We start from the raw sequence: 17290 nt of genomic DNA, 5'->3' as shown, positions 1-17290 counted from the left end.
TTAGTAAGAGTTTAAAAACTCTAATCAGTTACTTTTTTCTTTTTCTGGATTCTTATCTATTTTATACACAACTAAAAACCCGAAAACAGCAATTAACAGCCACATTAAATCTACAGCATAAGAGGAAGAATCTCCATTTTTAATACTCATAAACAACCAATTTCCTGTAACTACTCCATTACAAACTGGAACCAACAAGCCAAAAAAGCTTCCTAATAACAATGAAATTTTATTAGTAAATGCGTTGTCTTTTTTAAATATAAACAGCAGTGTTAATAGTAACCAGCCCACAAAGTAAAATGTATAGACAAAAGACTGACTCGTAGGAGCCAATACCTTAACCGCTATAAAACTCAAGGCTGTAATTGGAAACATACTTAAACAAATTGCCAGGTATATTTGAACGACCCGCTCATTAAAACGTCTCTTTTTTTCTGGTATATTTTTTTTATCACGTGCCACCAACCAAATCATTACTCCAGAAATGATGACAAAGCACGTTACAAAACCCAACAACAAACTCAATAGTTTTAATGCTAAACCTCCGTAATCGCCATAATGAATTCTATACAAAATATTTTTAACGGCTTCTACATAACTTTGCTCCGAAATTGGGTTCTTCTCTGAAACTATTTTCCCCGTCTTGGCCTTATAAATTACTTCTCCAACTCCATTAAAGCTATCTGCATACGGCAAATGCCCACTGAGTAGCACATGCATATTGTCATCTCCATAATTAAAAATATGGCTTTCAAAAATTTCAAAATCACTCCATTTATTTTGGGTTTCTTTCATATAAGCAACTACAGAACCATCAGACTGTAATTTTTTGTGTGCTGGTTCAAAACTAGGGTGTGCATAGCCTAGATCTTCATAGAACTTTGCTTGATCACCATCATACATTATTAAAACATTAGGGGCTACTAATAGTAGTTTAATCATGAAAAAAGCCCCTGTAACCGCATAGACAAATTGAAATGGGAGTCCTAACATCCCCAAAGTAGTATGCGCATCTGTCCACATGGTTTTTAGTTTTTCTAAAGGCCTAAAAACATAAAAATTAGCGATGATTTTTTTCCAATGCACTAGCACTCCTGTGATAATGGCAAACAGAAAAAATAAGGCCACAAATCCTGATAAATAATATCCAATGGGATGGGGTATTTGAGCAAAAAAATGTAATCGATATAAAAACTCTCCAAGAGAATACGCATCTAAATAAGAATGCTCTTCGAAATTTTCAGTATTTATATAAAAGAACTGCGGCGCTTTTGCCTCCTCTGGTGCTAATGAATCTTTTGATGCAGCAATAGACACAGCTACCTGTTGTTCCCTGTAATATTTTTTTAACTCAATGTCTCTACCATACAAATAGTGTGTTTTAGCTATCGTATCTAAAACAGCATCAACATTAAATTGCATATGATCTGTAGTCTCCACGATATCATTTCGTTCCCAGTTCACAATTTCATCTCTAAAAAAAGAAAAAGAACCTGCAAAAAAAATCACATAAAGAGCAACACTAATAACAATACCGCTAACAGTATGTGTATGAAAAAGAATATTATAGGTGCGGTTTTTCATTAGGATATAATTGGATTATAAAGTTTACCTAGGTAAATTAAAAAGGAAAATACTAAGGTGATGAAGAGATAAATTGCCCATATTCTCCATCCATTTTTAGCTAAAAAAGCAACAATCATAAGCACCACCCAGAGTATGAACCCCGTAAAAGTGGCCGTAATGAGTATTGCGGTATGGTCTACAAGGTAGGCAAGTGCTATATGAGAAGAAATGGTCACGAAGTACCCTCCGACTATTCCGGCTGTAATCTTAGCAAAACGTTGCCAATTAGAGGATAAGTATTTTTTATTTGCAGGCATAGTACTTATAATAGAAAGGTTTCAAAACAAAAACACGGAATGAAAATTAGAAGTGTAATTTTGTACGTGATTAAATGTAAAGGGGCTAATAAAACTATAAAGCTAGCAAGGAGCATTAATGTAATTAGAAAAACAAGAAGTCCACTGCCCAAGCCAAATAGATAACTATGTATACAAATAGAAGTAGCTATTAAAATACTAGCAATTATTTTACCGAAACTACGGTGAGTTTCTATCCAGTTTTCAAAACCGAAACCAACATGTTTTACGGCTCTATTTGAAGTATTATAAATCATATAGAAAGAAATGAAAACAAGAAATATTGCAATTGAAATCATAAATTAAACCATTAAAACAACCCTGGACGCATGAGCTCATCCAGAGTTGTTTGAGAAAAAAATAAACTAACTCACTCAAATAATGCTATTGAATACAATATGTTGCACAATGCCAAATAAACTCATAGGCATCTCCTTTATAGGTACCTGGCACGCGTTCTTCAAAAGTGGTTTCGATGATGTATTTGGTATCCCATGGTTTTTTAAATTGTACATATCCATTTTCATCGGTTTCTAAAGTTTTAGTCCACAAATCGGCCACATATATTTTAAATTCATTTTTTGCTAAAGGCTCATTTTTGAATAAGACTTGTAATTTTACTTCTTCTTTATTCTCTGAAACATCTTTAACTGTTATTCCTGAGTCATTTAAGATTGCTGTTTCTCCTTTCGCTTTTCCTATGGCTATTTTTGCGATAGAATTGTAATGTGTTTTAAAAATTCCGAAATCATACTCGGTATAATCAATTACATTAATAGCATCATTATTTAAAACTACAGTATACACTCCCTCTTGCTTTGGTGTAAAATAGCCTACATAATAGTCTTCTTTAGCGCGTACAGACAATTCGTTTTTTATTCCTTGACCGTCTACCACCCAAAGTGTAAAATCTTTTACGCTAGGGAAAGCTTCTCCATTTACTTTTTCTACCATACCGTAGGTATATTCTCCGAAGTAGACTCTTACTTCTTGTTTTTTTCCTTTTTCACCTTGCGGATTTGCTTCGATCCACAAATAATGGGCGAAACTTTGTGTGGTAACAAAAAGTAGTATTGCAAAAGTTAAAATTGATTTTTTCATAATTGGTTGCATTTAAAATGAATAGGTTACTGTAAGTCTTCCGTTAATTCCTGGTTCTGATTGCCAGTATAAATAGGTTCCATAGTTAGAGCCTGAATACAAATATTCATTCAAGATGTTATTCACATTTGCTTGTATTCTAAGTTTGCTATTTTGCCATGAAAGTCCACCGTCTAGTCTGAAGTAATCAGGTAAATCACTTTGGTTATCTGCACCCCAAGCCCAAGTAGAGCGGTCTATTTGATACTGGTATCCTAGTGATGCTCCAAAACCTTTTAATTTTGAAGTTTCTGGAAAACTATAATTTAACCACCCGTTGGTCATATGTTTTGCATGCCCTGCTACTCTTGTTCCCACATTATCTGGATCTGTATCTTCTGTGATTTCAACATTGGTATTGGCATAATTTAAAATGATATTTAATTCTGGAGTAATTTCCCCTTGCAAATCAAACTCAACACCCTTTGATTGTATCTCCCCTAGCTGAATAGAAAAATTCACGTTATCAGGATCCGTTACCAATACATTCTCTTTTGTAATTTGATATACTCCTAAAGATGTTTTTAAACGCCCATCAAAGAAGGTTTTCTTAATACCTGCTTCAATATCATTAGCCTCCTCAGGATCAAAATAATCTCCTGCGGCACTAATTCCCGTTTGTCCTTGAAAAGATTGATCATATAAAGCATAGGCTTTTAATGTTGGTAATACATCTACACTTAATCCTACTCTAGGGGTAAATTTTTCATCGCTCTCGTCTTTACCAATTGTTTTTAAATTAGTATATCTCCCTGCCAATGTAAGTCTAAGCTTATCCTGAAACAAGCCTATTTCGTCCTGAAAGTAGAATGCGCTAACGGTAGTACCATAATTGTAAACACCTTCTCTAAATTTTAAATCTACTGATCTATCAAAATTTGGTAAGACAGAATTGCCATACCTCGGATTATAAATATTAAAGGGCTCATCTATATCAATAACAGCGAACTGGCTAAAATCTGCCCAATATTCTTTCTGACTAAAATCATATCCTCCTAAAATTTTATGACTCACATTACCGGTATCAAATTTTCCGTTTACATAGGTTTGAAAATATTTCCCAACAGATAAAGCATCCCAAATACTCATGTAACGAGCAGCGTCTCCAGTATCGGAATCTAAACTCCAAAGCCATATAGAATTTCCCACCTGATCATAGCGCATATAAGCAAATTGTGATGCTATACTCCAGTTCTTAGAGAAGTCGTGGTTAAAATTTGTAAATAAAGAGGTTTCTTGAATATCGGTTGCTGGATAATTTGAATCTGTAAACTTAAAATCACGATCTAAACTACCATAACCACCATCTACAGGAGCAAAAACATAAGCAGAACCTAAATAACTTTCTGCGTCTTGTATACTTAACTGAGTTGTTAAGGATGTTTTATCTGAAACATTGTAGGTTATAGACGGGGAGATTCCGAAACGTTCTGCGTCTTCTCCTCCTCTATGAGAATCTGCTGTTTGGTACATTCCATTTAATCGGTAAAGCAACTTCCCGTTTTCTGTAAGTTTCCCTCCAAAATCTGCCGTAGCTCTATAACTATCAAAACTACCTGCTGCAACAGAAACTTCTGCTACGCGATTTATGGTAGGCATTTTAGTTACTACATTATAAAATCCGCCTGGTTCTCCTGCAGACATCATAAATCCTGCTGGCCCTTTCACAAATTCTATACGCTCTACACTACTCATATCTTCAGACAAAGGACCCCAAGTATCTTGAATATTCACTCCGTTTCTAAAAGCTGGTAATCGAAATCCGCGCATATTCACTCGGGCAAAATTACCCCAATGCTCTAACATTGTAACACCACTAACGTTACGTATAAGACCATCCATGATATTGGTTACTTGCTGATCTTTAAGCAAATCACTACTTACCACCTGTATGTTTTGCGGTAGATTTACAATTTCTGTTTGAAGACGTAAAGATGTAGAAGGAGTTTTTATACTATATTTATTTTGTCTCCCATTGACAATAACTTCTTTCAAAGCCTCCTCATGTTCTACTAGCGTTACGGAACCAACTGTTGTGGTTTTGTTGGCCATAACATTGATAGTTTTGGTTATCGTTGAATATCCAATTGAAGAAACTTCTAAAATATATTCCCCAGCAGGAACTGTTTTTATGATAAACTGACCTTGATCATTTGTCATTACCCCGTGAGCGGTATTTTTCAGAAGAACCGTTGCATCTGCAATAGGATTATTTTGAGCATTTACTACATTACCCTTTATGGTACTCGTCTGCGCGCTGGAAAAAGATATTATTCCTAAAATTGCAACAAACACAAATAAATTTTTAAGCATTATTTCTTGTTATTTTTAATTAGTCTAAATAAGTTTGTGGCTGCAAACTTAAAAAAGGGACTGCAATTTCAAACGACTAGTTATGATAAAAAAAAGACGCGATTTTAATACCGAAGAATTATGTGATTTGAGGTCTTTTCCAAAATGCATTCTAGAAGAAATAGCCGTAAACACTAATTCGTTTACAAGCGATGCCGTTACCGTGAACCAATACCATCTCTTACCTAAATATGGAAACGGTACGATAAATAATTATAGTTCTGAAGATATTGAGATTACCATAAGTAGGTATCAACTCTGTAAAGACCTCGTCTACAAACCCATCATACATCACGAGATCTTACAAATTTGTTTTCTTATCACAGGTGAGAAAATTATATACCTCAATGATACCCAGCAAGTTTTTTATGAAAATAGAGAATCTTACATGGCCAACATTGACCATTTTAATGGCTATAGCAGAATTTTAGCCGAAAAACCTTTTAAAGAACTAAAAGTGGTTTTACCTAAAGCTTTTTTAATTAATCACGGGTTAATTAATGATTTTGATTTTAAGAATCTGACCGATGAAAAATTAATTCTCCCTATCACAGAAGAACTCCTGAATATTCTTTTGAGTCTAGAACAAAAAAACCCTCTAGAAAAAGCAAACAGATTGTATTTAAGAGCAAAAGTGTTTGAGCTTATTGCCTTACAAATAGAGTTGTATAAAAAGAATGAAGACCGCCCCTTGAAAACAGATCAAAATAAGATTTTAAACACCTTATATGAAGTAAAACAACGTATTAAAGTAACTATTCATAAGAATATAACCTTAACGGAACTAGGAGAAGATATGGGTATAACCGGACCTGCTTTAAACAAAGAATTCATTAGAGTTTTTGGGTGTTCTATTCATGATTTTACAATTTCAGAAAAAATGCAACACGCCAAGCTTCTATTAGAAAATTCTGAAAAAATGGTATACCAAATTGCAGAAGAAGTTGGGTACAAAAATTCTACCCATTTTACGGCTGCCTTTAAAAAGAAGGTAGGAGTTACCCCTAAGCAATACAAAAAACAATTATAGACGAAAGCCCACAGAAACACAAGTTCGTTTAGTTCTGAAAAACAATAAATTCTGACCTACGGTTCAAGGCATGTTCTGCTTCTGAGCATGGCGCATCATTAACACACTTGTTTACCAATAAGGTTTCCCCGTAGCCCGTTCCCGTAATCCGGTTTTCTGATATTCCCATAGAAACAATATAGGAGACTGTAGATTTAGCTCTGCGGTCTGACAGCCATAAATTGTAACGATCACTATCTCTACTATCGGAATGCGAACCAACCTCAACACGAGCGCTTGGAAATTCTTTCATATATGCAACCACTTTATCTAACTCAGGAAAAGCATCCGGATTTAAATAGGAACTATTGGTATTGAAAAATATAGTTTTGAGTTTTAAAATTTCTACTAAGTCAGCTCCAATTACAGACGATTTGTCCCCTTTTTCCATGGCAATGATAAAGTTTAAATCCTCTAGGGTTTCATCGACCGTACCCAATGGGGTTATTAAATATACCGTCTCATCATTATACCCCTCAACCTCAGCAACAAAACGATATTTTTTACTAGGAAATTCTATGGGAGAAGAAAATTTACCTTGATCGTCAGCAGTAATCTCAAACAGATTATTGTTAGCATAATCATACACCGAAACCTTTCCTAACGGTATCAGTTCTCCGGTAAGCTTATCAATGATAGAACCATTTATTTGTGAAACGAAGGCCTCTGGTTCTTCATCTATTTTTTCAAAAGTGAAGGCATAAATATCGTCATCACCCATTCCTCCCGTTCTATTTGAAGCAAAAAATCCTTTTAATTTCTCTTCATCCAAAATGATAGAGAAATCATCTTCTTTACTGTTTATAGGCTCACCTACATTAGAAACAGCACCTGTTCTAGCAGATACCGTATAGACATCTAAACCACCTAATCCTGGATGACCATCAGAAGAAAAATATAGATCTCCGCTTTCTGCTATGAACGGAAACGTTTCTCGCGCCTCTGTATTGATGGTATTCCCTAAATTTTCAGGCGTACCAAAGGTGCCATCTTCATGAATGGCTACTTTAAAAATATCTGAAGCTCCTAAACTTGGAGGCATGTCTGATGCAAAGTACAAGGTTTTTTCATCGGCACTTAAACTAGGATGCGCGGTAGAATATTCATTGGTATTAAAAGGTAATTCTATAACATTACCCCAAACTCCATTTTCTAAACTAGCCCTGTATATTTTTAAGCGACTTAAGCCCGCTTCGTCCTCCACAAAATTACCGTCTTTACTGTTATTTCTCGTAAAATAAACCGTAGTACCATCTTTAGTAAATGCTGTAGATGACTCGTGTGTTTTAGAATTTAACTGCTTGGAAAAAACCTCCGGTGTTCTAAAAACTCCGTCCTCACTTGTAGAATCTGCTTGGTATAAGTTTAAATACGCTTTATTAGTCCATTTATGAATATTATTCACCAACAAACCCGTATCTCTGGCACTCGCAAAAACCAAATTTCCTTGGTATAAGGAAGGTGCAAATTCTGAATTCTTTGAATTTACACTTACTTTTTTAAGGGTAAATCGTTTTGTTTTAGCCTTTATTAGTTCTAAATATTCCGTATTGGCTTCAAACTTCTGTGCTCTAGAATCTGTACCTTTTATTTTCTGAAATTTCTTCATGTACACATCAGATTTCTTATAATCTTCAGTAGATTTTAAAGACTGTGCATACCTAAAATAATACTCGGATCCAATAGCATCTGTTTTTAAAGCAAAAAGTTTCCCATACCATTCTGCCGCTTTATTATAATCGCCATTATTAAAGTTAGCGTCCCCTAGATTCTTATAAATCACATCAGATTCATACCCTTTAGCCACTAATGCCTCATAGGTCGTAATTGCAAGTGCATAGGAATGGTTGTTAAAATTTTCTTCTGCTTTCTTTAACTTTGACTGCTGTGCATAACCAAAAGTTAGTATTCCAAAAAAGCAAAAAAGATAACTGTAGATATACTTTTTCATAGTTAGAAGAATCTTGGGGTTAGTGCATTTCTATTCTTAGCCGTGAATTCATATCGGAGAAACACCTCAAAAGAACCATCGTTAAATCGCGTATCTCCTAAAGCTGTAGTTTCTTTATCATACGCCAATCCTGCCATTAATCGTTCTGAAATCTGAAAACCTACTAGTGCACTTAACGCCGCATTTAGGCGGTATCCTGCTCCTATAGAAAATTTATCATTATAGAGAAACGTAGCAGAAATATCGGTCTGTAGCGGAGCACCATTTATTGCTTTTAAAAGTACGGCAGGCTTTAATTTTAGATTATAACTCAAATCAAATACATAACCAGAAATTAGATACCAATTCATACGCTCTGTACCTACGGTAGAGGAAGCACCAGAAGCAGTATCAAAATGCTCTGTTTCTAAAAAGTTAGGAATAGAGAGTCCGGCATAGAAACGATCATTATGAAAATACACTCCTGCGCCGAAATTAGGAGAAAACTTTTTATCAATAGACTCCACTCCCGCAGGAGCTGTAGAGGGATTATAGTTTCTTAATTTGTTAAAATCGATGTTTAAAAAATGCCCCCCTGCTTTTAAACCGAAGCTAAGCTTATTGGTTTCTGAGGTTAGTATTGTATATGAAAAAGTAGCGTCAAAATACGTATCTTGATTGGTTCCATTTCCAATTTCATCATTTATAATAGATAGCCCCGCTCCTACTTTAGTAGAAATTGGGCTATGAATATTAAAGGTTTGTGTGGTAGGAGCACCATCTAGACCTACCCATTGCGATCTATGCAGTGCAGCTATACTCAATGCCCCACGAGAACCCGCATAAGCAGGGTTTACCGCTAAAGTATTGTACATGTATTGCGTGTACTGAGCATCTTGTTGTGCTTTAAGACTTCCAAAAAAAGGAAGCACCATAAGCACTATGAGCATTGTTAACTTTATGTAGTTACGAAGTTTCATGACGTTCGTTGTATTATCTATTTATATATAAGTAGCCCGATTTCTGTTTAGCCTCTCCTCTTTTTATGTATTTTATTACATAGAAATAAGTACCAGCTGGTAAATAATCGTTGGCTTTAATTACAGCTTGCCCATTAGACAAGCCAGAAAATGAATTTGAACTATTGTTGTAAGCACTTGTCCCATATACTTTATTTCCCCAACGGTTAAATACCTCAACCGTATTTTCTGGGAATGCTTCTATATTAATGATTCGGAAAACACCGTCGTTGGAGTCAGGTGTAATTAAATCACTAGCAATGCTAATATCACATGCCACATCTACAGGAGGAGTACCACCAACAGAATCACACGCATCTAAAGGATCAGTGGTATCTAGTACTTCTTGACCATCTGTAATACCATCGCTATCACTATCAGGATCAAAAGGATCCGTCCCTAAATTCTCTTCTTCCGCATTGGTCAATCCGTCAGAATCACAATCAGTCGTTGGTAGCGGTGTACCGTTTAATGAATCACAATCATCTAATGGATTGGTATCATCCATAACCTCTTCACCATCTTCAACTCCATCGCCGTCTGTATCCGGATTGTTAGGGTCCGTGCCCAAATTTGCTTCTTCGGTATTGGTTAATCCGTCATCATCAAAATCGTCCGTAATAATCGAATTTCCTATGGTGAAGTTTCCTGCATTATCCGTCACGGTTATAGTCAGAACTGTTGGATAGTTAAGAGCAGGTAACAGTCCGCTTGTTGGTGTCGCAGTTTCTGTATCTAAAGACCAGTTCCCTAAACTATCTGTAGTAACCGTATAGGTTACTTCAGGAACACCATCTTCATCTATATCTATTGCTACGCTAATAGTTTCATTCGGAGAACCTTGTCCTGTAATTATAGGAGTAAGATCATCCGTAATGTCTTCATTAAGCATGGGTGCTTGTGTATCAATCACTACAGTAAAATCTAAAGATGGATTACTAAAGTTTCCAAAAGCATCAGAAGCTATTGCCGTAACCGTATAACTACCATCTAAAAGTGTGGTCGTTTTATAATCAAAAATCCAATCTCCAGAGGCAGTCGTCGTTGCTGTTCCGATACCTACTCCATCTAAAAATAATTCTACTTGCGTATTAGGTATTGCAGTTCCTATAATATCTAAAGTATTATCAGAGGTGATACCGTCCGTAGGAATATTTGTATCCGTACTTATTCCTGTAATAGAAGGCGGAGTTATCGTTCCTACCTGAACATCATATACTTTAGTAGCCGAAAAACTATCTGTATTCCCCGCAAGGTCTGTCGTAGAAAATGTAGAGACTACCGTAGTATTACTATCATTGGAAAGATCTGATCCCAACACAACAATACTAAACTCACCTGAAGCATTTACTGTGCCCGATACTGTAACTCCATTAATAACCAATTCTACAACGTCTCCAGAATTAAAATCTCCAGAAACAGTTCCGGTAATCGTTACGTTCCCCGCTGCTTCCAAGGTATTTACCACATTATCTGCGGTAATATCATCTATGATTATTGTAGCCACTGGCAAAATAACATCTACGGCATAGCTTTTGGTGGTAGTTGCTGTTCCTGCATTTCCAGCAGTATCTGTTGTACTTACACTTCCGTTTACTGTAGTATCTGCATCATTTGAAAGATCTGTTCCTACCACAACAATGCTGAATATACCTGAACTATTTATAGTTCCTGTGGTTGTTATTCCGTTAATCGCTAAGCTAACTGTATCGCCAGAATTAAAATCTCCAGAAACCGTTCCATTAATTGTTATATTGCCCGCAGCTTCACTAGCATTCACAAGGTTATCTACGGTAATATCATTGATGGTAAATACAGGATTAGGCAAACTCGTAGCGATACTATATACTTTATCATGTATGGCTGTTCCTTCATTACCAGCCGCATCTGAACTGGTTATACTACCTGCGACAGTGGTATCTGGATCTAAAGCTAAATCTGAACCCGACACTATAGTTGTAAATTCTCCTGCCGCGTTTAGCGTACTAGGATACGTATTTCCGTTTATGGTTAAACTAACAGTATCACCTGTATTGTAATCGCCTGTAACAGTTCCTGTAATGGTTATTGACCCTGAGGCCTCATTAGCATTTATAGTGTTGTCTGCAGTAATATCATTTAGAACTAACGTTACTCCCGGAATGACGATATCTATAGTGTAAATTTTATCTGCTGTGATGGTTCCTAGATTACCTGCTATATCTACACTAGATACACTTCCTGAAACCGTAGTATCTGCATCTAGGGCTAAATCTGAACCCGCAACTATGATCGTAAAGTTTCCTAAGTTATCTACTGTTCCAGTGCTTGTCACGCCATTAATTACAAGCGTTACAGTATCTCCAGCATTAAAATCTCCACCTACAGTGCCTGTAATTGTAATAGGTCCTAAAGCTTCCATAGCATTAACAACATTATCTGCGGTAATATCATTGATAGTCAAAGTAACTATAGGCTGTGCAGTATCTATGGTCAAAGCGAAATCTGTTGATAAAACACCTGTATTACCTGCCGTATCTGTTGCTTGCGCCGTAATGGTGTAATCTCCATCTGCCAAAGGTGTGGCAGTATAATCAAAGGTCCAATTACCTAAAACATCTGTTGTCGTAGTCCCTATGCTTGTTCCATCGATAAAAACTTCAACGCTACTATCTACTTCTGAAGTTCCGCTAATTAATAAGGTATTATCTGATGTGATACCGTCTGAAGTATTACTTCCCGTATCTGTACTTATCGTGATAACGATTGTACTTACAGGAGCAGTAGTATCTACAGAATATATTTTATTTGATGATCCAGTCCCAACGTTCCCAGCAGTATCTGTTGTAGTAATCGTACCTACTACCGTTGTATCTGAATCTGACTGTAAATCTAAGCCTGATACCGAAATAGTAAAAGCGCCCGCTGAATTTATAGTACCGGTAGTGGTAATTCCGTTTATAACAAGACTTACTGTATCACCATCAGAATAATCTCCTGTTACTGCGCCTGTAATACTAACAGCTCCTGCAGCTTCGGTTGTATTGATTATATTATCTGCAGTAATATCATTGATAATTAATGTTGGAATAGGTAAAACTGTATCGACACTATATATTTTATTTGCCGTTGCTACGCCAATATTGCCAGCAGCATCTGTAGCGCTAACACTTCCTGCTACCGTAGTATCAGCATCTAAGGCTAAATCATTTCCAGATACTGTAATAGAAAATATACCTGCTGCATCTATGGTTCCTGTAATGGTAACTCCATTAATTACTAAACTTACGGTATCCCCTGTCGAAAATTCTCCAGAAACGGTTCCTGTAAGGGTTATAGTTCCAGAAGCTTCTGAAGCATTTACTATATTATCTGCTGTTATATCGTCTATAACTAAGCTAGCTATAGGGGATGTCACATCTATGTTATACGCTTTATCTGCAACGGTAGTCCCTAAATTTCCGGCACTATCAGTGGTGGATATAGATCCGTCAACCGTAGTATCAGCATCATTTAGAAGATCATTCTCATCTACAGAAATACTAAAAACACCTGTTGCGTCTACAGGTCCTGAAGTATTAATCCCATTGATGACTAAACTAACAAGATCACCCGTTGTAAAATCTCCTGTGACTGTCCCTGTAATGGTGATAGGAGCAGCTACTTCTGCACTATTTATAATATTGTCTGCTGTAATATTATCTATGGTAAGTACTGGTACTGGTAACGTAGTATCTACGTTATACAACTTACTATTACTTGCTGTTCCTGTATTGCCTGATAGATCTGTTGAAGATACGCTACCTGCTACGGTGGTATCTGCATCTAGTGCCAAATTATTTCCAGAAACGGTAATATCAAAATCTCCTGAAGCATCTATCGCTCCACTTGTAGAGACGCCATTAATAAGCAAAGTTACTAAATCACCTGTACTAAATTCTCCAGAAACTTTACCTGTAATGTTAATAGTTCCACCAGCTTCCGTAGCATTTATGGTATTATCTGAAGTAATATCAGCTATAAATAAAACTGTAACGGGAGCCGTTGCATCTATAGTTATTGGAAATGTTGCCGATAATGGCCCAGAATTTCCAGCTAAATCAATTGTTTGGGCGGTTACTATATAATCGCCATCTGCTATTGTAGTACCCGAATAATCAAAATTCCAATCTCCTGATCCGTTGGCTAGCACTGTTCCGATACTAACACCATCTATAAACACTTCTACAGTATTATTCGCTTCTGCCGTCCCGGTTATTTGTAAAGTATTATCTGAGGTGATACCGTCTGCACTGTTACTTCCTGTATCATCACTAATAGCAGTAACTACGGGTGCCGTTGGAGCACTTGTATCTATCGTAAATGGAAAATCTGATGAAACAGGGCTACTATTTCCTGCTAAATCTGTTGCTTGAGCTGTTATGATATAAGGCCCATCTGCTAGTGCAGTTCCTGTATAATCATAACTCCAAACTCCTGTACCGTTGGTGACGATTACTCCTAAACTTGTGCCGTCTAAAAATACTTCAATACTACTATTTGCTTCTGCTGTTCCTGAAAATACTAAGGTATTGTCAGACGTTATGGCATCTGAAGCACTACTTCCATTATCATCTGAGATTGTAGTTACCGCAGGGGCATCTGGCGCTGTAGTGTCAATCGTAAATGGAAAATCTAGAGAAATGGTACTCTTAACCCCAGAAATAGAAATTGCTTGAGCGGTTGCTACATAAGATCTATCAGGAATAATAGTCCCAGTATAATCAAAAGTTAAATATCCAGTTGTAGTTGACATGGTAAACCCAATACTAATGCCATCTAAGAATACTTCAATAATTTTATCTGGCTGAGAAGCCCCAATAAATATCAAAGTATTGTCCGATGTAATTTGATCTAAAGGGTTACCTGTATCATCCGTGATATCAAAAAGAACAGGTGTATTCGGTTTTGTATTATCAATAAGAATTGGAAAGTCAACAGAAATTCCGCTAACATTACCACTATTATCTGTGGCTTGTGCTGTTATAGTATGTGCTCCATTTGAAACTGTTGTGCCTGTGTAATCTAAGGTCCAAACTCCTAAAGCATTAGTGTTTGTGGTACCGATAACAGTTCCGTCTAAAAATACGTCTACCAAACTATTAGCATCTGCAGTTCCTCTAATTATTAAGGTTTGATCTGTTGTAATTCCGTCTGTATTACTCGTTCCTGTATCATCGCTAATACTGGTCACTACCGGTACATTTGGTGCAGTTGTATCTATTAAGGCTGAATCGTTACCCTCAATTCCAATATTTGTAACACTATCTGTTATAAATGCGACAACGGTTAACGTATTACCCTCTCCAGGACTTGTAAAACTTGTTGTTACTTCTCCATTTAGAATAGCTGTAGCTGTAAGCGTTTGTGAAACTCCATTAATAGTCAGGATATCATTTTCAACAGCCACTAATGGCAAGGTAATAGTAACATCAATATCCCCTATAAGTTCGGTGCTGTTTATAATCCCATCATTATTAATATCTTCTGTAATGGTAACTATTGGGGCTTCTGGTGCAGTGTCATTAAACGTTAAAATAGCTTCGTTTGAAAGTAATGAAGTACACACAAAAGAATCGTCAGTGATTAAAACTTTAAATTGATCTCCATTATTTGCCGCGGTAACTCCAGTAACTGTTAAGGTAGACGTATCACTACCGGTATACATATCTGTGGCGTTTGTAGGATCTATCGTTACAAAACCTCCTCCAGATTGATCATCTACTTGCCATTGATATTGTAATGAATTTCCTGTTGCAGTTACACTAAATGTAACTGGACTGGTTCCGTTGGTAGTCGCATTCTTAGGTTGATCTAATGGGTTAGGGATTAAAATTGCTTGTCCTTCCTGTTGAAAATCAAATTGAGTATTTCCTGAACTACTATCTGCATTTGAAGGAATTGCATACCCATCTATAACAGTGCTACCAGTAACTAAACCATTAGCATCTACAATAGTTGGTAATTCTCCTAGAATTCCGTCTCCATTTAGGTCTGTATATCCTGCTTCTTGCGTATCATTACAAACATCGCCATCTGAATCTAACTCCATAAAATCTGGAATTCCGTCTGGGGAGGCTTCTGAATCTGCTAAGGTATAATTTACGGTTTCACTGTCTTCATTCCCACTTGCCTGAACGGAATCTGCAATACCATCCGTTCCGACGGTACCCGTTAATCTTCCTAAAGTATATGCCTGTCTATGTCCGGCTTCTACAACATCATAAATTCCGTCATTATCCGTATCGAGATCCATTGGGTCTGGAACCCCATCCGCATCAGAATCTATGTCTTTACAAGCTGCAATAATTAATTCTATTTCATCTCCAACACCGCCAGTTCCTCTTTGCACAAATTGCAAGGTAAACGAGCTCACTTTTTCGTTAATTCTAAGTGTCCCTGCTGCTGTTCCGTTTTCGTCATTCTGTGTGCTTTCTGCAGAATATCCTGAGGAAGCAAGTCCCGTTCCTCCATCATATACCGTATTTGATGTAGTCGCAAAATCAAACGTTCCTGATAGCTTAGACCATGTATTCCCGTTCAATAATGTAATTGTAGCCGAATTTTGAATACCGCCAAATTGACCTCCGATACGATCTAAATGAAGTATTGGTTGGTCAACCTCTATAGGAATATCAAAGGCATCGACGAAACTAACAGTCATAGTACTATTCCATACGTAAGTACTTGCTAAGGATAGTGTTCCTGCTAAATTTTCTGACCAAAAATTAGTTGCGGGAGACGTAAAATTACCACTAGAAAAAGCATTTGAGTTTGTAGTACTTATATTAATTTTTACTCCGTTTCCATAATCATACGAAGCTGTATTACCTGTTGCCGTCCAGCTTCCTGTCGTAGTTGGTGTACACTTCCCTTCATCTGTATCTAAAATACCATCATTATCATCATCTAAATCACAACTATTATTAATGCCGTCTCCGTCAGGATCCTCGGCCGTTGGAGTACCAACAATAGCTCCGTAGGTGCATGGGTTAATGACTAGGTTTGATAAAACTATTTCTATATTATCCTCACTAATTGCCAGAATATTCCCATCAACATCTGTCTCTAGCGTAAATGAATTAACCAAGCCATCTAATTGTAAACTTCCACCAGTTACAGCAGAACATTCATCGCCGGCACCTGTTATTAAAAATCCTAAATTAGCCTGTACCGTAGTTGGGGTTGATTCAAATGCGTTAGTATCAGAATTCAATTCTGTCCAAGATCCACTTAATAACTCAAAAGTGGCCGATGAATCTCCTAAAAGCGCCAATGCCCCTAGCTTATCTATATGAAGCATAGGTTCTAGTATTTCTACGGATAAACCTGTTGCAATTTCAGTAAAGCTAAAAGTTAAAGTACCTGTAGAATTATCAATATTTAAAGCCAAAGATGGATTCCCTAAAATAGTAGGATCACTGAAAGCTTCAGAATCACAACCCATGGTTGCATTCCCTGTAATTGTCGCTCCTCCTGTACGTTCTGCTCTAACTCGAACCAGGCCATCAGAACTTGTAGCTTCCCAAACTCCAGAACCCACATTAGTCCACGTACCCGTAGTTTGCGCAGTTACTACCTGTGTACATATCAAAACAAAACATAGAAAAACAAATTTTCTAACTATAGATTTTTGGGCTTTCAATCTTATAAGTTTTAGAATTGCATTGTTTTCATTAGATTTTGATAGCAGTAAACAATTGGCTATCAAGTCCTAAAATGCAATAAATCAAACGTAAAAAAAGAAGAATATCATCAATGGTGGAAACAAATGTTGTGAAGCTTGTTAAAAATGGGTGTGAAAGCAAGAATGAACAACATTTACAGAATCAAATATGTA

General features: G+C 36.5%; 8 protein-coding genes. 1 reads left to right on the top strand and 7 read right to left on the bottom strand.

Annotated elements, in window-relative coordinates; genetic code table 11:
• Positions 1-24: 24 nt before the first annotated feature.
• The 4 genes from BLQ19_RS19780 to BLQ19_RS19760 all read right to left on the bottom strand — a co-directional run bounded on the left by BLQ19_RS19780 (position 25) and on the right by BLQ19_RS19760 (position 5375).
• Entirely contained in the window at positions 25-1584 is a 1560-nt protein-coding gene (locus tag BLQ19_RS19780) for a PepSY-associated TM helix domain-containing protein (protein ID WP_074539496.1), read from the bottom strand.
• On the bottom strand, positions 1584-1883 hold the full coding sequence (locus tag BLQ19_RS19775; protein WP_074539495.1) for a hypothetical protein: 300 nt from the start codon (positions 1881-1883) through the stop codon (positions 1584-1586). Before BLQ19_RS19775 ends, BLQ19_RS19780 begins: the two co-directional genes overlap by 1 nt.
• Positions 1884-2306: 423 nt before the next feature.
• The gene (locus BLQ19_RS19765) at positions 2307-3023 is read right to left on the bottom strand and encodes a DUF4198 domain-containing protein (RefSeq protein WP_074539504.1); all 717 of its coding nucleotides are present in this window, start codon (positions 3021-3023) and stop codon (positions 2307-2309) included.
• A 12-nt stretch (positions 3024-3035) separates the two neighbouring features.
• A complete protein-coding gene (locus BLQ19_RS19760; protein WP_074539493.1) occupies positions 3036-5375 on the bottom strand; it encodes a TonB-dependent receptor in 2340 nt (779 codons plus the stop codon).
• Between the two features lie 82 nt (positions 5376-5457).
• Between BLQ19_RS19760 and BLQ19_RS19755 the strand changes: the two genes are divergently transcribed.
• On the top strand, positions 5458-6444 hold the full coding sequence (locus tag BLQ19_RS19755; protein WP_074539492.1) for a helix-turn-helix transcriptional regulator: 987 nt from the start codon (positions 5458-5460) through the stop codon (positions 6442-6444).
• Positions 6445-6472: 28 nt separating this feature from the next.
• Here the strand turns inward: BLQ19_RS19755 and BLQ19_RS19750 are convergent, their stop codons facing one another.
• The 3 genes from BLQ19_RS19750 to BLQ19_RS19740 are packed head-to-tail and all read right to left on the bottom strand — an operon-like array spanning position 6473 to position 17095.
• Positions 6473-8434: an OmpA family protein gene (locus BLQ19_RS19750; protein ID WP_074539491.1), complete on the bottom strand. Its 1962-nt coding sequence runs from the start codon at positions 8432-8434 to the stop codon at positions 6473-6475.
• A gap of 2 nt (positions 8435-8436) precedes the next feature.
• The gene (locus BLQ19_RS19745; RefSeq protein ID WP_445662443.1) at positions 8437-9393 is read right to left on the bottom strand and encodes a PorP/SprF family type IX secretion system membrane protein; all 957 of its coding nucleotides are present in this window, start codon (positions 9391-9393) and stop codon (positions 8437-8439) included.
• A gap of 13 nt (positions 9394-9406) precedes the next feature.
• Positions 9407-17095 carry an Ig-like domain-containing protein gene (locus BLQ19_RS19740; protein ID WP_074539490.1) on the bottom strand — a complete coding sequence of 2563 codons (7689 nt, stop codon included), beginning with the start codon at positions 17093-17095 and terminating at the stop codon, positions 9407-9409.
• Positions 17096-17290: the final 195 nt, after the last annotated feature.

This window comes from Cellulophaga baltica, from assembly GCF_900102165.1.
In the GTDB taxonomy this organism is placed as follows: Bacteria; Bacteroidota; Bacteroidia; order Flavobacteriales; family Flavobacteriaceae; genus Cellulophaga; species Cellulophaga baltica.
The sequence above is the reverse complement of the archived record's forward strand: the minus strand, read 5'-3'. Positions and strand labels throughout refer to the sequence as shown.